The sequence below is a fragment of the Halobaculum gomorrense genome (genome assembly GCF_900129775.1).
GTDB lineage: Archaea > Halobacteriota > Halobacteria > Halobacteriales > Haloferacaceae > Halobaculum > Halobaculum gomorrense.
In genome coordinates this window covers 17,690-34,483 of record NZ_FQWV01000009.1, presented here as the reverse complement: position 1 = coordinate 34,483, position 16,794 = coordinate 17,690, and the positions used below count along the sequence as shown (strand labels likewise).

General features: G+C 70.0%; 19 protein-coding genes and 1 tRNA gene. 5 read left to right on the top strand and 15 right to left on the bottom strand.

The genetic code is table 11. From position 1 onward, the window contains the following. Positions 1-37 precede the first annotated feature (37 nt). A complete protein-coding gene (locus BUE16_RS17040) occupies positions 38-205 on the bottom strand; it encodes an HVO_2901 family zinc finger protein (RefSeq protein ID WP_200778449.1) in 168 nt (55 codons plus the stop codon). 191 nt (positions 206-396) lie between these two features. Between BUE16_RS17040 and BUE16_RS14025 the strand changes: the two genes are divergently transcribed. Further along, positions 397-999, top strand: a complete 603-nt coding sequence (locus tag BUE16_RS14025) for an AsnC family transcriptional regulator (protein WP_073310829.1) — start codon at positions 397-399, stop codon at positions 997-999. 30 nt (positions 1,000-1,029) lie between these two features. On the opposite strand, the gene BUE16_RS14020 is transcribed toward BUE16_RS14025, so the two are convergent. Further along, a complete protein-coding gene (locus BUE16_RS14020; protein ID WP_073310827.1) occupies positions 1,030-2,454 on the bottom strand; it encodes a class II fumarate hydratase in 1,425 nt (474 codons plus the stop codon). Between the two features lie 424 nt (positions 2,455-2,878). Here BUE16_RS14020 and BUE16_RS14015 point away from each other — a divergent pair, with 424 nt between their 5' ends. Next, a complete protein-coding gene (locus BUE16_RS14015; RefSeq protein ID WP_073310825.1) occupies positions 2,879-3,364 on the top strand; it encodes an SRPBCC family protein in 486 nt (161 codons plus the stop codon). 53 nt (positions 3,365-3,417) lie between these two features. Here the strand turns inward: BUE16_RS14015 and BUE16_RS14010 are convergent, their stop codons facing one another. The 4 genes from BUE16_RS14010 to BUE16_RS13995 form a co-directional block, all read right to left on the bottom strand. Further along, positions 3,418-4,302: a DMT family transporter gene (locus BUE16_RS14010; RefSeq protein WP_073310944.1), complete on the bottom strand. Its 885-nt coding sequence runs from the start codon at positions 4,300-4,302 to the stop codon at positions 3,418-3,420. A gap of 310 nt (positions 4,303-4,612) precedes the next feature. Continuing rightward, positions 4,613-5,425, bottom strand: coding sequence for a 7-cyano-7-deazaguanine synthase QueC (gene queC / locus BUE16_RS14005; protein WP_073310823.1), 813 nt, complete (start codon positions 5,423-5,425; stop codon positions 4,613-4,615). Between the two features lie 2 nt (positions 5,426-5,427). After that, the gene (locus BUE16_RS14000; RefSeq protein ID WP_073310821.1) at positions 5,428-6,222 is read right to left on the bottom strand and encodes a 7-carboxy-7-deazaguanine synthase QueE; all 795 of its coding nucleotides are present in this window, start codon (positions 6,220-6,222) and stop codon (positions 5,428-5,430) included. A gap of 3 nt (positions 6,223-6,225) precedes the next feature. Then, entirely contained in the window at positions 6,226-6,717 is a 492-nt protein-coding gene (locus BUE16_RS13995; protein ID WP_073310819.1) for a 6-pyruvoyl trahydropterin synthase family protein, read from the bottom strand. A gap of 119 nt (positions 6,718-6,836) precedes the next feature. Between BUE16_RS13995 and BUE16_RS13990 the strand changes: the two genes are divergently transcribed. Further along, positions 6,837-7,229: a 2Fe-2S iron-sulfur cluster-binding protein gene (locus tag BUE16_RS13990; RefSeq protein WP_073310817.1), complete on the top strand. Its 393-nt coding sequence runs from the start codon at positions 6,837-6,839 to the stop codon at positions 7,227-7,229. Positions 7,230-7,622: 393 nt separating this feature from the next. Here BUE16_RS13990 and BUE16_RS13980 read toward each other — a convergent pair. Further along, positions 7,623-7,696, bottom strand: a tRNA-Tyr gene (locus tag BUE16_RS13980). Positions 7,697-7,816: 120 nt separating this feature from the next. Between BUE16_RS13980 and BUE16_RS13975 the strand changes: the two genes are divergently transcribed. After that, positions 7,817-8,650 (top strand): hypothetical protein, encoded by an 834-nt coding sequence (locus BUE16_RS13975; RefSeq protein WP_073310812.1) that lies wholly within the window; start codon positions 7,817-7,819, stop codon positions 8,648-8,650. 91 nt (positions 8,651-8,741) lie between these two features. Here BUE16_RS13975 and BUE16_RS13970 read toward each other — a convergent pair whose 3' ends face one another. From BUE16_RS13970 to BUE16_RS13955, 4 genes are all read right to left on the bottom strand, one after another. Then, on the bottom strand, positions 8,742-10,637 hold the full coding sequence (locus tag BUE16_RS13970; protein ID WP_234972408.1) for a DEAD/DEAH box helicase: 1,896 nt from the start codon (positions 10,635-10,637) through the stop codon (positions 8,742-8,744). Between the two features lie 102 nt (positions 10,638-10,739). Beyond that, positions 10,740-11,372 (bottom strand): hypothetical protein, encoded by a 633-nt coding sequence (locus tag BUE16_RS13965; protein WP_234972407.1) that lies wholly within the window; start codon positions 11,370-11,372, stop codon positions 10,740-10,742. A gap of 153 nt (positions 11,373-11,525) precedes the next feature. After that, entirely contained in the window at positions 11,526-12,086 is a 561-nt protein-coding gene (locus tag BUE16_RS13960) for a TATA-box-binding protein (RefSeq protein ID WP_073310810.1), read from the bottom strand. Between the two features lie 77 nt (positions 12,087-12,163). Next, positions 12,164-12,622, bottom strand: a complete 459-nt coding sequence (locus tag BUE16_RS13955; RefSeq protein WP_073310807.1) for a hypothetical protein — start codon at positions 12,620-12,622, stop codon at positions 12,164-12,166. 96 nt (positions 12,623-12,718) lie between these two features. Between BUE16_RS13955 and BUE16_RS16745 the strand changes: the two genes are divergently transcribed. Further along, positions 12,719-13,576: a hypothetical protein gene (locus BUE16_RS16745; protein WP_073310805.1), complete on the top strand. Its 858-nt coding sequence runs from the start codon at positions 12,719-12,721 to the stop codon at positions 13,574-13,576. Between the two features lie 61 nt (positions 13,577-13,637). On the opposite strand, the gene BUE16_RS13945 is transcribed toward BUE16_RS16745, so the two are convergent. The 4 genes from BUE16_RS13945 to BUE16_RS13930 all read right to left on the bottom strand — a co-directional run bounded on the left by BUE16_RS13945 (position 13,638) and on the right by BUE16_RS13930 (position 16,703). Continuing rightward, a complete protein-coding gene (locus BUE16_RS13945) occupies positions 13,638-13,970 on the bottom strand; it encodes a hypothetical protein (protein ID WP_073310803.1) in 333 nt (110 codons plus the stop codon). 118 nt (positions 13,971-14,088) lie between these two features. Beyond that, complete coding sequence (locus BUE16_RS13940; RefSeq protein WP_073310801.1) at positions 14,089-14,388, bottom strand: hypothetical protein; 300 nt, start codon at positions 14,386-14,388, stop codon at positions 14,089-14,091. Positions 14,389-14,532: 144 nt separating this feature from the next. Then, positions 14,533-16,011, bottom strand: coding sequence for an MATE family efflux transporter (locus tag BUE16_RS13935; protein WP_073310799.1), 1,479 nt, complete (start codon positions 16,009-16,011; stop codon positions 14,533-14,535). After that, positions 16,008-16,703 carry a TetR/AcrR family transcriptional regulator gene (locus tag BUE16_RS13930; RefSeq protein WP_073310797.1) on the bottom strand — a complete coding sequence of 232 codons (696 nt, stop codon included), beginning with the start codon at positions 16,701-16,703 and terminating at the stop codon, positions 16,008-16,010. Before BUE16_RS13930 ends, BUE16_RS13935 begins: the two co-directional genes overlap by 4 nt. Positions 16,704-16,794: the final 91 nt, after the last annotated feature.

Below are 16,794 nucleotides of genomic sequence, written 5' to 3'. Positions count from 1 at the left end.
TCGCTCGAACTCGCGTCCCGACACAGTGCGATCGCCGCTACTCGACGCGCTTCAGCCCGTCGCCGATGCCGGCGGCGTCGCAGCCGTCAGTCGGGCACGCGTAGTGCCAGCCGTCCTCCGTCGCTCGTCCCTCCGGAAACTCCGTGCCGCATCGTCGACAACGCAGGAGATCCCGACCGGTCGCTCTCGCTGTGAGCTGAGGCATACCCGATACCTTCGAGCGGGAGAGATTGAACGTACCGGTCCGTTCCGGCGGTAGCCGGCCGGACACCGACGTGTACCGAACCGGCAGTCGGCGCGGGGGTCCCGTCGTTCCGTTCCGTTCTGGTGGTCCGGTGCCACGGTACCGGGAAGACGGGGAGTCGTTTTTCACCGCCCCGCGCGACGCTTCGACCGATGCGAGACCTTGACGAGACCGACATGGAGATCCTGCGGATGCTCTCGGCCGACGGCCGGCGCTCCTACAGCGACATCGGTGAGGCGGTCGACCTGTCGGCGCCGGCGGTGTCCGACCGCGTCTCGCGGCTGCGCGAGGCGGGCGTCATCAGGCGGTTCACGATCGACGTGGACCGGTCCACGCTCCGCGCGGGCACGCCGGTGCTGCTCCGGTTCGAACTCCCGCCCGGAGGCGCCGTCGAGGTGCTGGGGGCGCTGCGCGAGCGCGAGGCGGTCGAGCACGTGTTCACGACCGCCGAAGGCGACGTGGTGGCGTTCGCGCGCATCGCCGGCGACGCGGTCGACGAGTGGGTCGCTGCGGTCGTCGGCGCCGACGCGATCGACGACTACGCGGTCGAACTCGTCTCGGGCGTCGACTGGAACCCGAGTGTCACGGCGACGGAGTTCGCGCTGGAGTGCGCCGAGTGCGGCAACAGCGTCACCAGCGAGGGCGTCGCGAGCCGGATCGGCGGGACCCTGTACCACTTCTGTTGTCCCACCTGCGAGTCGACGTTCGCGGACCGCTACGAGCGGATGGAGGAGGGCGCCGCGGAGTCGGGGTGACCGATCGCGGCCCAACGGGATACAGAGCGCCTACTCCTCGCCGAGGATGCCGCGGTGGGTCATCGCCTCTGGGTCGAGCACCTCGTCGGCCTCCGCCTCGGTGAGGTAGCCCTTCTCCAGGACGACCTCGCGGACGGTCTTGTCCTCCTTGAGCGCGGTCTTGGCGACCTCACTGGCCTTGTCGTAGCCGATCGCGGGGTTGAGCGCCGTCGCCAGCGCCATCGACTGCTCGACCCGCTCGGCGGCGAACTCTTCGTTGGCCTCCAGCTTGGCGACGAACCGCTCGCTGAACACCGAACTCGCGTTCGCGAGCAGCTCGGCCGACTGGAGGAAGTTGTGCGCGAGCACCGGCTTGTAGAGATTGAGGTCGATCTGCCCCTCGGCGGCGCCGGCCGACACCGCCGCGTCGTTGCCGACGACCTGCTTGTGGACCTGGTTCACCGCCTCGGCGACGACGGGGTTGATCTTCCCGGGCATGATCGACGAGCCGGGCTGGTTCTCGGGCTGTTCGATCTCGCCGATGCCGTTGCGCGGGCCGGAGGCGAGCAGGCGGAGGTCGTTGGCGATCTTGTTGAGGCTCCCGGCGACGGTTCGGAGCGCCCCGTGGGCCTCCGACATGGCGTCGTGGGCCGCCTGCGCCTCGAAGTGGTTGTCGGCCTCGCGGAACTGCGTGTTCGTCTCCTCGGAGATGTACTCCGCGGCGAGTTCGGGGAACTCGGGGTCGGTGTTGAGCCCCGTCCCGACGGCGGTGCCGCCGAGGGCCAGCTCACGGAGGTGGTAGCGGGTGTCGCCGACGCGCTTGATCCCCTTCCGGACCTGCGCGCGGTAGCCGCCGAACTCCTGTCCGAGCCGGACGGGCGTCGCGTCCTGCAGGTGCGTGCGGCCGGTCTTGACGACGCCGTCGAACTCCGCCTCTTTCTCCTCCAGCGCGGCGTGAAGCTCCTCCAGCGCGGGCAGAAGGTCCTTCTCGACGGCCTCCAGCGCGGCGACGTGCATCGCCGTCGGGATCACGTCGTTGCTCGACTGGCCGAAGTTGACGTGGTCGTTCGGGTGGATGACGCGGTCGCCGATCTCGGCGCCGGAGATCTCCGCGGCGCGGTTGGCGATCACCTCGTTGGCGTTCATGTTCGAGGAGGTGCCCGACCCGGTCTGGAACACGTCGACGGGGAACTGGTCGTCGTGCTCGCCGGCGATGACCTCGTCGGCGGCCTCGACGATCGCCACGGCGGTGTCCGCCTCGAGGTGGCCCAGATCGCGGTTGGCCTGGGCGGCGGCCTTCTTCACGACGCCGAGCGCGCGGACGAAGCGCCGCCCGAACGTGGCGCCGCTGATGGGGAAGTTCTCGACGGCGCGCTGGGTCTGAGCGCCCCAGTAGGCGTCCGCCGGCACCTGCATCTCGCCGAGGCTGTCGGACTCGGTGCGGAACTCCTGACGCTCGCCGGTGTCGTCGCTCATACGCGATGCCTCGGTGGGAGCGGTCGTAAAAGCCACCGATACGGCCGTGTGTCGCCGGTAGTCGCGGGGTATGTTGACACGGCTTGCCCACGTTCAAGTGCTCCTCCGCTACTGACAATACCGAGGGGCGTCGAGTCCCGGTTCGACAAGCAAACCGACACCATACAGGACGATGTAGCCCCGACCGCTGGCTCAGGTCCGGCACGACGACACGTACCGTCCTCCGACGGATCTCGCGACGGCGTTCGCCGTCGCGGCCGAGGTCCCGCTGACACTGTTCGCGCTCGCCGAGCCGGCCTTCCTCGTCGGCGCGGTCGCCGGCGCCGTCGGCGTCGCCGCCGCGCGGTGACGCCGGACCGCTCGCGCGCTCGCCGATGGCCGCCGCCGTCGATGCGTGTTTCACTGTGCGTCCCTTGGATCGGACATGGCGACGTACCGACGACGCGTGCGAGTCGCGGCGCCGTTCGACGAGGTGTGGGAGTTCCACTCCGACATCGGCGGGCTCGAAGCCCTGACGCCCGGATTCATGAACCTCCGCGTCGACCGCGTCGTCGGCCCCGACGGCGAGGAGGACCCCGGGGTGCTCGCGGCGGGGACGGCGATCGAGATGAGCGCCCGCCCGTTCGGCGTCGGCCCGCGGCAGTCGTGGACCTCGCGCATCGAGGAGCGAGAGGCCGATCCCGATGCAGGACGGGCGCGGTTCGTCGACACGATGGACGGCGGCCCCTTTCCCACGTGGCGCCACACTCATCGCTTCTACGAGCGCGGCGCCGAAACGGTCGTCGACGACGAGGTGCGGTACGAGCTCCCGGGCGGCGCGCTCGGGAGGAGGGCGTCGCCGCTGGGGTGGGTCGGCTTCGAGCCGATGTTTCGGTTCCGCCACCGGAAGACGCGCGAACTGCTCGAGTAGCGATCGCTGAACGCGCGACTCTCGCGATGCAGTCGCGACCGCACTCACGGCCGTTACGACTTGCGAGCGCGCGCGGTCGTGATGACGCCCGCCAGCACCACTGCGCCGCCGCCGACCGTGACCAGCGACGGGTACTCGGCGAGCAGCGCCATCGCGAGGATGGTGCTCCCGACCGGCTCGCCGAGCAGCGAGACTGAGACGACGCTGGACTCGACGTGTGCGAGCGCCCAGTTGATCACGGTGTGGCCGAACACGCCCGGTCCGGCGGCCATCGCGAGGAACAGTAGCCACTCCTCGGTGCCGTAGCCGAGGAGGGGGTGTCCGCGAGCGAGCGTCGCCGCGAGCAGCGCGAGCGCGCACGTCGTGTACACCACCACCACGTACGGCAGCAGCGGGAGCCGCTGACGCAGCGACCGACCGAGCAGCACGTACGCGGCCGCTGCCGCGGCGCCCAGCACCGCGAGCGTGTTTCCGTACAGGGGGTCCGGTCCGGTGATCGCGGGCTCGGCGCCCACGAGCGCGTCGCCGACGCTCATCACGCTCATTCCGGCGAGCGCGACGCCGATCCCGACGACCGTTCTGCGACCGACGCGCTCGTCGAGCAGCGCCCACGCACCGGCGACGACGAACAGCGGCTGCGCCTGGACGAGCGTCACGCTCGCGGCGACGCTCGTCCAACGCAGGCTCTCGAACCACGACGCGAAGTGGACCGCGAGCGCGACCCCCGAGACGGCCGCGAGCAGGAGATCACGGCCGCCGATATCGCCGAAGGCAGCGCGGTCGCTCGGGCGGACCAACGCGACCGGGAGGAGTAGCGCGGTGGTGAACACGACGCGGTAGAGCGCCTTCACGAGACTGGGCGCGCCGCTCCACTCGACGAGGATGGCGCTCGTCGACACCGCGACGACGGCGACGGCGAGTCCGACCAGCGGAGGCATGCGCTCCTCGAGCGCGTCGATGGCGGCGAGCGTCGACACACGCGAGGCTACGCGAGCGGGTGGGAATCCCTTGCGGTTCCGGCGCGAGCGGCGATCGGGTCCCGACTGCGACGATCATGGCGGACTGGCGACGCGAACGGTCGACGACGCGTTCGGGCGTCGATCGACGAGACCGCGGGCGGCGCGTCGCACGACCGCTGTGCGCCCGCGGGCGATCGTCAGATCACGGTATCACGGGACAGCTGGACCCGTTATTGGTGAAGAACGTTCGCATACCCGACGCGGGCGGTACGTCCGTCTCCGACCGGTGCTACACCTCGTCTGTCGGGTCGTCGTCGCTCGTGTACTCGGGGCGCTCCTCGTATGCGATCGGGTCCTCGATCCCGAGTCGCTGGAACGCCTGCAGCCGGAACGCGCAGGCGTCGCAGGTGCCGCAGGCGGGCGCCTCCTCGCGGTAGCAGCTCCACGTCAGCTCGTAGGGGACGCCCAGTTCCGCCCCGCGCTCGGCGATCGCGGTCTTCGACTCCTCGACGAACGGCACGACGATGTCGACGCTCGTCTCGGGTCTCGTGCCGATGTCGACCATCCGCTCGAACGCGTCGAAGAACTCGGGGCGGCAGTCGGGGTAGCCCGCGTAGTCCTCCGAGTGGGCGCCGACGAAGACGGCCTCGCAGTCGTTCGCCTCGGCGTAGGAGATGGCCATCGCGAGGAGGTTCGCGTTGCGGAAGGGGACGTAGGAACTGGGGACGCCGTCATCCTCGGCGTCGAGGTCGGCATCCTCGACCGTCATCGACGCGTCGGTGAGCGACGACGCGCCGATCCGCGAGAGGTGGTCCGTCTCGATGTGGAGGAAGCGATCCGTCGAGACCCCGAGCTTCTCGCGCAGCGCCTTGGTGCACTCCCGCTCTTTCGTCTCCGTGTTTTGGCCGTAGGAGGTGTGCAAGAAGTGGAGGTCGTACCCGCGCTCGCGGGCCTCGTAGGCCGTCGTCGCGGAGTCCATCCCGCCGGAGACGAGGACGACCGCGGCCGGCCGGTCGACGTCTCCGGCCCTCGGTGCTGCGGTCTCGGTGTGGTCTGTTCCGTCGGCGGCGTCTGCGGCGTCTGGCGTATTGGTGTCTGTCATGGTCAGGACTCGGGGGCGTCGTTCCAGACGTCGACGTGGATGCGCGGCGTGTACCGGAAGCCGTACTCGAGCGCGAGGTCGGCGACCGTCTCGCGGGTGCCGGCCAACTGCTCGCGCGTCTGCCCTTCGGGCATCAGCAGTACCTCGTCGTCGGGGACCGGAACGCTCGCGGCCTCGCGCACGCGGTCGACGAGGTCCACGATCTCGGTCATGTCGTCGCGGCCGGTGACGACGAACTTCAGTTGGCTCTCGTAGCGCTCGACGAGCGCGGCGAGCGCGGCGAGCTCGACCCGCGCCGCCTCGTGGCGCTCGGCCCGATCGGCGGCGTCGGCGTCCGTGTCGCCCTCGACACCCGCGGGGATCCGGTCGGCCGTCGGCGTCGACGACGCCAGCTTCGGGCTGATGCTGACGAGGTCGACGGGGGTCCCTTTGGGCGGGACGACGGTGCCGTTGGTCTCGACGGTCAGGTGGTAGTCGTCGTCGAGGCGACGGAGCAACTCGAAGCTCTCGTCGTGGATGGCCGGCTCGCCGCCGGTGAGGACGACGTGGTCGGGGGTGCGCTCCTCGACGGCCGCGACCACGTCGTCGACGCTCATCCAGGCGTGCGTGGGCTCCCACGACGTGTGAGAGGAGTCGCAGAACCAACACCGGAGGTTGCAGCCACTCGTTCGGACGAAGGTGCTTGGGACGCCAGCGAGCGTCCCTTCACCTTGCAGCGACGAGAACAGTTCGTTGACGGGGAGCGCGGGACCGTCGGGCGCCGCGTCGGAGCGGTCGACCTCGCTGGTGACGGGCATCGATCAGATCCCGCCCGCGCACAGTTCGCTCGTTTCCGACACCTCGACGGTGACATCGGAGACACGGTCCGAGAGACGCTCGCGGAGCTTCTCCTCCAGCACGAGGCTCATCACCTCCGCGGTCGGCGGCGCGTCGAGGACCACGAGCGCGTCGCCGTCCCCGGACGCCTCGAACCCCTCCACGAGCGGGTCGCCCTCCTCGACGAGGAACCGGTGGTCCCACTCGTCGACGACGGCGGTCACGTCCCCCTTGTCGACGACCCAGCCCTCCGGTCCGAGCTCGCCGGTGATCCGGACGCGGATCTCGTAGTTGTGGCCGTGCGGCCGGCTGCACTTGCCGTCGTGGCGGAGCAGCCGATGCCCGGCCGAGATCCGGAGCGGTCGATCGCGGCCGACGGACAGCTCGCGATCGCCGGCGTCCGCCAGCCGATCGACGACCGCGCGGTCGTCGAGCTCGGCCCGCTCTTCGTCTTCCTTCAATACGCTTTCAGTCATACTCAGAGAATATCGAGTAGGCATAAATACCTGACCGAACGGACCGTGACGCCGGCGGGTCCGTGCCGATCGTTGTCGAGAGGGCTGCGGTTTTGTTCGTCGCGGCCGTAGACGGACTCGTGTCCCCCGTCGAGGACGACGACACGGACCCCGACCGGTCGGATCAGATCCCGGTCAGCGTCCGCCACGGCGACGGCGAGGCGACGCTGCTGGTCAACCGCGGTGCGATGCTCCGTGACGCGCTCTTCGCCGCGGACGCCGAAACGGGCGCCGACACCGATCTCTCGCCGTACGCGAGGGCCACAGAGCGGGTCAACTGCGGCGGACGCGGGCTGTGCGCCACCTGCGGCGTGCGCGTCATCGACGGACCGGAGGCGTCGCACTGGCACGACCGACTCGCAGACCGGTTCGGCTATCCGCGCCTCTCGTGCCGGATCCGCGTGACAGAGCCGATGACCGTCGCACTCGTGACGGACAAACGCGTGTGGGGCGGCCGCGAACGCGACGAGTGAGCGGGGCGCTCTCCCTTCACGACGTGCCGCGAGAAGTCCGGGTTCCCCGATTTGAATACGCCGAGACGTTCCTGCTCGCTCGCTCCGCTCGCTGCGCGGGCTGCGACTCGTCTCTTCAAATCGGCTCACTGTCGGCTTCGTCGCCGCTGGCGCGGTCGCTCCGCTCCCTCGCGTGGTCGTCGGAAAACTGAGTCCGGGTTCCCCGATTTGAACTCCTGAAGACGTGCTCGCTCCGCTGCGCGCGTCTTCCGTGCTCAAATTGGGGAACCGTGTGCACGACTCCGACGACGGCTCGGTCGCTGTGCTCGCGGGTCACTTCGTTCCCCGTTCGCAGCGTGGTCTCGCTACGCTCGACCACGCACCGCTCCCTCGCGTGGTCGTCGGAAAACTGAGTCCGGGTTCCCCGATTTGAACGGGGGGCAAGCCGATCTACAGTCGGCTGCTCTACCAGGCTGAGCTAAACCCGGATACATCAACAGATACCTGCCGATTCGGACTTAAGGGTTCTCATTCGGTGCGCGTTCGCCACGCGGAGTCACGGCCCCGTCGGGGGGTTTATCGCGCGCGACGTGGACAGCCGGGATGTCATGGGCGACGACGAGAGCCGACAGGCGACGTTCGGGGCGGACGGGCAACTCTCCGAGCGCGACCCGGACGCCGACGATACGAACGACTTCGGCGAGCCGATGGGCGCCGACGAGACGGAGGGCGGATATAACCGGTATGCGGTGTCGAGCCTCCTCCAGAAGGCGGTCCGTCGGTCCGACGAGGAGGTGGCCGCCTGGGCGGCGTGGGAACTCGTGCGCTCGGGGTTCGCGTGGAACCTCTGGGACCGACTCCACCTGTACGTCGTGGAGGACCTCCGCGCCGGTCAGGAGGTCGCCCTACTCGTCGAGCGCTACGAGACGCTCGCCACCGAGCGCTGGGGGCCCGGCGAGTGGCGCGGGCGGATCTGCGCGATCCACGCCGCCCTCGCGTGTGCCCGCGCCCGCTCCTCGCGGGAGGCGCCGAACGCCGACGAGTTCTTCCGTAACGCCGCCACCGAGCGCGCCGATGCCCACAAGATGGGCGAGGAGCCGCAGGTCGACTTCCCGGTCGGCGCGTTCGAGCCGAGCGGCAAGTTCGACGTGGCCTTCGACAACCACACCGGGGAGGGGAGCCGGATGAGCCGCGGCGCGGAGTTCTTCAAGACCCACGGCGCCCGCGTCGGTCCCGAGGGCGAGGACGAGCAGAGCGCCCGCTGGCAGCGACTCAACATGGCCCTGCACGAGGTGGACTTCTCCGGCGCGCAGGTGGCCCACGCGATCGACCCCGTCGACGCCGAGGAGCGGTGGTCGGAGCCGGCGTTCGAGGACGGCGGAACCGACGCCGACGGTACCGACGGTACTGACGGCACCGACGACGCCGACAGCGGGGCGTAGCCGTGGAACGAGTCGCCGTCGACGACACGGACACGGGCGTCGTGCGGGTCGCCGACGCGCCGCTGGACCGGTCGGTCGATTCCGTCGACGGCTATTCGACGGTTCGCTCGTTGACGCGGATTCCCTTCTCCGCGAGGTGGTTCATCTGTCGCTGCGCGAAGTCCTCCTCGCTCGTTCCGCGCGTCGCGAGCACGTACACGAGCGCCGACCCCGTGGGCCGCATCGTCCGGCCGGCGCGCTGCGCGCCCTGCCGCCGACTTCCGCCCAGGCCGGAGGCGACGATCGCGAGTTCGGCGTTCGGGAGGTCGATCCCCTCGTCGGCGATCCGCGAGACGACGAGCGTCCGGCGCTCGCCGTGACGGAACTCTTCGAACAGGCGCTCTCGGACGTGGTGGCGCGTCTCGCCGGAGACGAACGGGACGCCGAGCGCCGCCGCCAGCGCCTCGCCTTGGTCGAGGTAGTCGACGAACACCAGCGCCTTCGCGTCGCCGTGGCGCTCGCGGAGGCGGCGCACCTCGTCCGCCTTCGCGGGATTGCGCGCGGCGGCCATGTGGCGCTCGCGGCCGTCCGCGTTGGCCCACTCGTTTTCGGCCTCCTCGTCGCGCCACGGGACGTACCGGATCTCCACCTCCGGCTCCTGCACGAACCCGGCGTCGAACAGCGCGCCCCAGTCGGTGCCGATCGGCGGGCCGATGAGCGTGAATATCTCCTCCTCGCGGTCGTCCTCCCGGACGGGCGTCGCAGACAGCCCGAGCCGATGCTTGCTCTGGAGATCCGCCGAGCGCCGGTACACGTCCGCAGGCACGTGCTGCACCTCGTCGTACACGATTAGTCCCCACTCGCGGGAGTCAAACAGCGAGCGGTGGCGGTCCATCCCGGCCGTCTGGTACGTCGCGATCGTCACCGGGGCGATCTCCTTCTCGCCGCCGTGGTACTCGCCGATCTGCGACTCGTCGAGGTCGGTGTGTGCGAGCAACTCCGTCCGCCACTGCCCCGCGAGTTCGCGGGAGGGCACGAGGATCAGCGTCTCGCTGCCGACCCCCTCCAGCACGCCCAGCGCGGCGACGGTCTTGCCCGACCCGGGCGGCGCGACGAACACGCCGGCGCGCTGCTCGGTGAAGCGGTCGACCCAGTCTGCCTGGTACGCCCGGAGCTCCGTCTCCAGGGTCGCGTCGAGTGGGTCGCCGGACTCCAGGTCGCGCTCGTCGATCACCGGATAGCCGGCCTCGTACAGCACCCGCTTCACGCGGCCGATCTCGCGTTCGTTCACCCACGACTCGGTGTCGGAGAGGTCCGCCTGCAACACCGTCTCGTCGAGCTTCTGGCGAGCGACGTTGCCCATCAGCTCCTCGCGGTCGGCCTCCAGCACCACGTAGCCGTCCTCGTGGGTGCGCAGGCGGAACTGCCGGGCGCGCTTCCACTGGTTCTCGACCCACTCCTCGAGGTGCGGCGAGCGACGCGGCAGCACCGACCGCATCCGCGCGAGCAACTGCGAGAACTCCTCGAACGGCGCGGCCCAGATGTCCTCCTGGCGGATCTCGTAGAGGTATCCGCGGGTGCCGGGGTCGGTCCCGGTCGAGTCGACGAGGTGCGCGAAGTCCGCGAGCATCGCGCGGGTGTACTGCGTCGGCTGGTCGACCACGATCTGGCGCCGGGTCGGGAACATGACCACCCGCTCGCGCTCGGCGAGGTCGCCCCAGCTGCTCGGGTAGTACACGACCGGGTCCGACTCCACGTCGACGCGCTCGACGGCTCCCTCCGCTTTGAGCGCGTCGAGGCGGTCGCGCGCCTCCGCCTGCGTGCGGTCGGTCTCCCGGCCCACCTGCGAGGCGGTGAGCACCGGGCGCCCGGCCGCCTCGACGGCGTCGTAGAAGCGGTCGATCGTGAGATCAGCGTCGTCGCCCCCGGCCGAACCGGCGTCATCCCCCGCGTCGAGTCCCCCGCGTCCGTCGCCCGCCGGCGACTCGTCGCCGTCGTCAGTCATCACTCGGGGTACGTCGTCGCCGCCTAAAGGGGCCGCGCTCGGCGCTCGGTGTCCCTGAAGTGAAAACCGGCGCCCCGGTGGGACCGGTCCGGAGGATCCCCGAGGTCAGCGCGCGTCGCAGGAGAGTTCACACAGTTCGCGCTTCGAGCGGAAGCGGGCACCGCAGTCGACGCACTCCACGTGGCCGTCGCCGGCGTCTGTGCGGACGCGGTGGCCGCCGACCACGAACGGCCGCGTGACGACGCGCGGCCGGATACGCCCCGGGATCTGCCGCTGCTTGTGCTTGGAGAGGTCGGCGCGCAGTCGGATCGTGTGGACGTCCACTTCGCTCCAGCGGTCAGACGCCATCGCCGCCTCCCAGTCGGCGACCTCCGTCCAGCCGGTGACGAGCACCGGAGAGGGCGTCTCCGTGTCGCCGACGACGATCACGAAGCGGACGCCGTCGCGAACGATCGCGAACCGCCAGCCGTCGGTCGTGTTCCAGCGAAGCTGGCCGTTCCTGATCGCGTCGCCCACGACGGGGAGGGTGATGTAGCGACCCTGCTGGCGCAGCCGGTGTCGAAAGTGGTCCGTCTGCGCGTACTGCCCCGGGTCGCGTTCGGGAGGGACCGAGACGTCCCGCGCTCGCTCGGGCGTGTCGGGCGAGCGGGGCCGGGCCCTGGCGTTCGTGGACGAGCCGCCGCGACCGGTGTGCGCCGACGCCGCGCGGGCGTCGGCGGCGCCCTGTCGGGAAGCCACTATGTCGCCGTATGCGGGTTCCCAATATATACCTATTTCCCCCATACCACCGGCGTTCGCGACCTCTTCAGGGTCGATTGAGCGGCGGACGCCGCCGACGAGCCGAGCGCTCGCGGTCGGCAGCCGGTGAACGGGGGACTGACGCGCCCGTCGTTAGCCGAGCAGGCCCAGCGTCTCGATACGGTCGACGATCTCTTCGACCGCCTCCTCGGCGTCGTCGGTGCGCTTGCCGCCCGTGATCACGATCTTCCCCGAGCCGAACAGGAGGATGACCACGTCCGGCTCGTCCATCCGGTAGACGAGCCCCGGGAACTGCTCGGGCTCGTACTCCACGTCCTCCAGCCCGAGGCCGATCGCGAGGGCGTTGAGGTTGAGCTGGTGGCCCAGGTCCGCCGACGAGACGATGTTCTGGACGGTGATGTCCGGGTCGTCCTCGACGGGGATCTTCAGCCCCCGGAGCTTCTCGAAGATGATCCCCAGCGCCTCGTGGACGTCGTCAATGCTCTTGGCGCCCGTGCAGACGATCTTTCCGGAGCGGAAGATGAGGGCGGCCGCCTTCGGCTCCTGCGTTCGGTACACCAGTCCGGGGAAGTTGTCCGGGTTGAAATCGGCGCCCGGAAGGTCCTCGGCCAGCGCTTCGAGATCGAGCTCCTGCCCGATCCCCGTCGATGCTACAACGTTCTGAATCTCGATGGATTCTGCCGGGTCCGTCATACGTCGTCGTTCCTCTGGGTTCCTTTATAAACCGTGGGGTTATAAAGCCGGGTGTCTCCACGGTCGCCGCCCCCCGGTCACCGCTCGCGCGAGGGGTCGTTCGCCGCGCGGCCCGTAGCGGCCCGTGTCGAGCGGACGTGTTCGATAGCCGAACGGTCGACCTCCGCCAGCGTCGCCGCGCGCGAGACCGCCACGTCGAAGCGCTCGCAGGCGACGGCCGCCCCGACCGCGGCGGGGTGATCGCCCGCGCCGCGGCTGTCGCCGACAGTGGGGGGAGCCCGCGCCGACGCCGCCTCGTCCGCCGATGAGTCACGGCGGTCTGAGAGCCGTTGGCCGATCAACGCGGCGATCGTCGTCGAGAGCGCCGTCAACGCGGGATCCGCTGACCGCGGGCGGTCGCCGTCGCCCGCGCGAAGCGTTTCGAGGGCCCCGACGAGCGCGAGCGCGTCTCGCGACTTCCCGGCGGCGAGCGCGTGTTCGACGGCCGCGTTCTGCACGGCCTCGATCGGGCGCTCAAGATCGCGGCCGCGGTTCATGGGTCGTCGGGTCGGTCGGTCGCCGAACCAAGGGGCATCACTTCCGATATTGAGCCCAGTAAATTTATGTTCGACGGTCGTGCTATCGATAGTACCATGGCCGGCGAGGCGGTCGAGCAGTCGATCGGAGCGATCCACGCCGACGCGGCATCTCTCGCGAGGAGGGCCGCCGCAGCCGGGGGAACCCACGTGGCGCTCGTCGCTGGTCGGTCGGTCGACGAGTGGCACCGCGCACTCGAGCGCGCGGGCCCGGCGTCGCCGGCGCGGGCGTATCTGGTCAGCGTCGATAACGCGGTTCGCGGCCCTGCCGGCGCCGTCGCGCCGGCGCCCAGCGGCCGACCAATCGGCGGCGGCGTCGTCATCGACGCCGTCGAGGCGCCGCTGGCGGAGCCGGAGGCGTATCTCCGCTCTGCGCTCGCCGCGATCGGCGGCCTCGACGCCGGCGGCACGGTCGTCGTCGACGACGTGGGGGCGCTCATCGAAGCCGACGCCGACGCCGGGTCGACGGTGGCGGCGCTCGTCGACGCGGCCGCCGACGCCGGCGTCGAGTTCCACGGCGCGGCCGCCGGCGACGGTGCGGCCCTCTCGGCGCTCGCACGTCGGCTCCCCGTCGTCGACGACGAGGCCGAGCGGGTGCTCACCGAGCGCCTGCTCGCGCACCTCCGCGAGTCGGACCCCACGAACTTCGGCTACCTCAGACACCACTGGCGGGAGGCGCGGACCGGACTGGCGGCCGTCGAGATGAGCTACCCCCAGTCGAAACAGATCCACGCGAGCATCCCGGATCCGGAGACGACGCCGCGCACGCTCGGCGCGGCGCTGCAGGCGCTCGTCACGCTCGGGGCGCTCGACGTATGGGGCGACACCGTCGCGGCCAACCGGTACGACCTCACCCGGTACGACCCGTCGCGCATCGACACGGTCGGTGCGATCCTCGCGGATATCGACGGGTAGTCGGCGTCGGACGACCACGGACGGTCACCGGGCCCTCCGAAGGACTGGCCTCCGGTCGATCTCACTCCTCGGGCGGGGACAGCGAGTGATCGGTCACGTCGCCGCCGGGTCGCATCGTCACGGTACCCAACGTCGCCGTTTCCCCCTCGTCCGTCGACCGGGCGACGGTACGGAGCGTCTCCTGCTGGTCGAGCCGCTTCCAGGTCGCCCGCTCGATCAGCCGCTGGAACTCGTCGGGGTCGCGCCAGTCGGAGTCGATGTCGGAGGGAACGTGGACGACGAAGCGGAACTCGTCGCTCGTCACGTGGATACCGACACCGAAGGTGTCGCCCGCGGCGTCGGTCGCCCCGCCGTCCGCCGGGACGCTCGACCCGCCGGCGCCGTCGTCGCTCATCGAGCGGCGATACGCCCCGGAGTCGCAAGAGTCCGTCGGGTTCGGTGCTCGAGAGAGCACGGTCCCGCTGACGGCCGTGCGAGACAGCCCCTCAGTGACGGCCGTGCGAGACAGCCCCTCAGACGGCGTCGTCGGGGTCGTGAGCGGCCGCCATCCGCGCGGCCTCCGCGGCGTACCGCTCCCGGTCCAACTCGTCGATGCGACCGAGCTCGTCCGCGGGGACGACCTGCGATACCGGCGTCTCGCGTTCGTCGGTGAAGCTCGTTAACGCGCGCTCCTTGCGGAAGTAGCGCCGGCCCGTCTCGTCGGCGTACACGAGGATGACGATATTCAGTTCGTCGTCGCCGTACGTCCGTTCGACGAGCCACACGCGGACGGACTCGCTGTCGCCGCCCTCTCTCGAGTCTGCGCTGCTCATACCGGAGATAGCATGAACGTGAACAAAGCGATCACGGTGACTCTCGGTCGACGCGCCCATCTGCGTGAGGCGTCGTCGCCGGCACCGAATCATCGCCGTCGGCCCCGTCTCGGGGGGTGTCGTACCTGCACCGGAGGCGAGCCGTCAGTCGTCCGTCGGCGTGACCGCTGCGTCCGATCCATCCGCTTCCTCGCCGGTGCCGGCGGGAACCTGACCGCGCGGGTCCGCGTCGCGCCACGTGCCCCGGCGGTACCAGAGATACGCGATGGCGGCACCGGCGGCGTTCGAGACGGCGAACGACATCCAGATCCCCGTCGAGTCGAACGCGGGCAGCGGAAGCCCCAGGATGTTTGGGCGCGCGAGTCCGAGCGCCACCGGGAGGCGGATGAACCCGAGCATCAGAATGGAGATGGCCGCGGCGGTCATCGTCTTGCCCGCGCCCCGGAGGCTGCCGGTGTACGCGCGCATCACGCCGATGAACCCGAACGTCGGCGCGACCCACCGCAGGAAGTCCGCGGTCACCGCGATCACGGCCGGGTCGTCGGTGAACACCGCGGCGATCGGCCGGGCCGCGAGGATCACGACGACCCCGAGCGCGCCGAGGATGGCGAACATCGTCTTCGCGGCGATTCCGGCGGCCGTGGCGGCGCGCTCGGGCCTGTCCGCGCCGATGTTCTGCCCGGTCATCGTCTCGACGCCGCGGGCGACGGCGATGGCCGGCAGGAAGATGACTGAGAACACGCGCACGCCGATCCCGTAGCCGGCGACGACAGTCGTCGGGAACAGTCCGACGATGACGAGCATCAGGTTCACCGACAGCGACCGCCCCGTCATCTCGACGGATGCGGGCACGCCGATGCGGACGATCTTCTTGGCGTACGTGAGGTTCGGCACCATATCCGCCGGGGTGATCTGGACGCCACGAGTCCCTCGGAGCATGATCGCCATCCCGACGACGAACGCCAACGCCCGTGAGAAGATGGTGGCGTAGGCGGCGCCGGCGACGCCGAGCTCGGGGAACACCCACCACCCGAAGATGAGGAACGGGTCGATGACGATGTTCACGACCACGGTCAACAGCATCACCAGCATCGGGGTGATCGTGTCGCCGTAGCCGCGCATGAGCGCGGTGAACACGAAGAACCCGAACATGAACACCAGCCCCGAGGAGATGACGCGCATGTAGTCGGTCGCCAGCGGGAGGACGTCCGGCGACGCGCCGAGCAGGCCCAGCAGGTCCCCGACGACCAAGTAGCCGACGCCGCCGAGCACGAGCGAGACGATCACCGCGAACGAGACGGTCTGCGAGGCCGCGTACTTCGCCTCTTCGTCCTCTTCGGCGCCGACGTGTTGGGCCACGAGCACCGACCCCGCGACGGTGACCCCCATCCCGAGCGAAAACAGGAGAAACACCATCGGGAACGCGAAGGAGATGGCCGCCAGCGCCTCGGTGCTGTAGCGACCGAGCCACAGCGTGTCCGCGAGGTTGTAGGCTGTCTGCAGGAGGTTGGTGACGACGATCGGCAACGAGAGGTAAAACAGCGGCTTCCCGATGCTGCCGTCGGTGAGGTCGAACTCGTCGCGCCCCTTGAACACCGAGGCGAGGCGCTCTCGGACGCTCATTCCCGCCTCACCCCGTCGTCGGCATCGGCGCCGCAAGCGGCTCCGTCCTCGTCGTCCTCGTCGTCGAGGGTCCGGGGACCGGCGGTCGCGGCGACCGCCGGAACCGGCTCCCCCTCGACGAGGAGGTCGAGCAGGTCGTCGATCAGGTGTTCGCGCATCGTCACCACGTCGGCGCCGACGGCGGCCGCGCGCGTCCACGTCCCGTGGATGTACGTGAGAACGTGCTCGGCGACCTCCTCGGGGTCGGTCTCCTCGCCGTACTGTCCGGCGTCGATTGCCTCCGTGACGAGGTCGGCGACCTCGCTCCGCAGGTCGGCGTCGAAGCGGCGCAGCACCTCACGGTAGCCGTCCCGATACGGCGCCTGCGCTTTGATTTCCATGAACGCCGTATTGAACTGCTGGTCCGCGCCGTCGTCCACGGGGTCGAGGACCCGGCGGACGAGCGCAACCAACTTGGCCACGGGGGACCCGTCCGGGTGGTCCACGATCTTCTCCGCGAAGCCTTCGTGGAGGTACGCGAGAAACTCCCGGAAGAGATCGTCTTTCCCGTCGAAGTGGTAGTGGAGGGCGGCTTTGCTCTTGTCCGTCTCGTCGGCGATGTCCTGCATTGTGAGGTCGGCGTACCCGTGCGTACACAGCGCGCGGTACGTCGCCTCCATGAACGCCGTCTCGGTGTCGTGCTCCTGACTCATCGTGCGGTTCGGGGTGCGGCGAGTGGTCCCCGGCGGACCGGTCGCCGCGTCTGTCTGAACTAACTGGCCAGTCAGTCAAAACAGTTCGGAT

Coding starts and splice junctions, on each gene's coding strand:
- BUE16_RS17040 (WP_200778449.1), bottom strand. CDS start 205: ATGCCTCAGCTCACAGCGAGAGCGACCGGTCGGGATCTCCTGCGTTGT.
- BUE16_RS14025 (WP_073310829.1), top strand. CDS start 397: ATGCGAGACCTTGACGAGACCGACATGGAGATCCTGCGGATGCTCTCG.
- BUE16_RS14020 (WP_073310827.1), bottom strand. CDS start 2,454: ATGAGCGACGACACCGGCGAGCGTCAGGAGTTCCGCACCGAGTCCGAC.
- BUE16_RS14015 (WP_073310825.1), top strand. CDS start 2,879: ATGGCGACGTACCGACGACGCGTGCGAGTCGCGGCGCCGTTCGACGAG.
- BUE16_RS14010 (WP_073310944.1), bottom strand. CDS start 4,302: ATGCCTCCGCTGGTCGGACTCGCCGTCGCCGTCGTCGCGGTGTCGACG.
- queC (WP_073310823.1), bottom strand. CDS start 5,425: ATGACAGACACCAATACGCCAGACGCCGCAGACGCCGCCGACGGAACA.
- BUE16_RS14000 (WP_073310821.1), bottom strand. CDS start 6,222: ATGCCCGTCACCAGCGAGGTCGACCGCTCCGACGCGGCGCCCGACGGT.
- BUE16_RS13995 (WP_073310819.1), bottom strand. CDS start 6,717: ATGACTGAAAGCGTATTGAAGGAAGACGAAGAGCGGGCCGAGCTCGAC.
- BUE16_RS13975 (WP_073310812.1), top strand. CDS start 7,817: ATGGGCGACGACGAGAGCCGACAGGCGACGTTCGGGGCGGACGGGCAA.
- BUE16_RS13960 (WP_073310810.1), bottom strand. CDS start 12,086: ATGACGGACCCGGCAGAATCCATCGAGATTCAGAACGTTGTAGCATCG.
- BUE16_RS13955 (WP_073310807.1), bottom strand. CDS start 12,622: ATGAACCGCGGCCGCGATCTTGAGCGCCCGATCGAGGCCGTGCAGAAC.
- BUE16_RS16745 (WP_073310805.1), top strand. CDS start 12,719: ATGGCCGGCGAGGCGGTCGAGCAGTCGATCGGAGCGATCCACGCCGAC.
- BUE16_RS13945 (WP_073310803.1), bottom strand. CDS start 13,970: ATGAGCGACGACGGCGCCGGCGGGTCGAGCGTCCCGGCGGACGGCGGG.
- BUE16_RS13940 (WP_073310801.1), bottom strand. CDS start 14,388: ATGAGCAGCGCAGACTCGAGAGAGGGCGGCGACAGCGAGTCCGTCCGC.
- BUE16_RS13935 (WP_073310799.1), bottom strand. CDS start 16,011: ATGAGCGTCCGAGAGCGCCTCGCCTCGGTGTTCAAGGGGCGCGACGAG.
- BUE16_RS13930 (WP_073310797.1), bottom strand. CDS start 16,703: ATGAGTCAGGAGCACGACACCGAGACGGCGTTCATGGAGGCGACGTAC.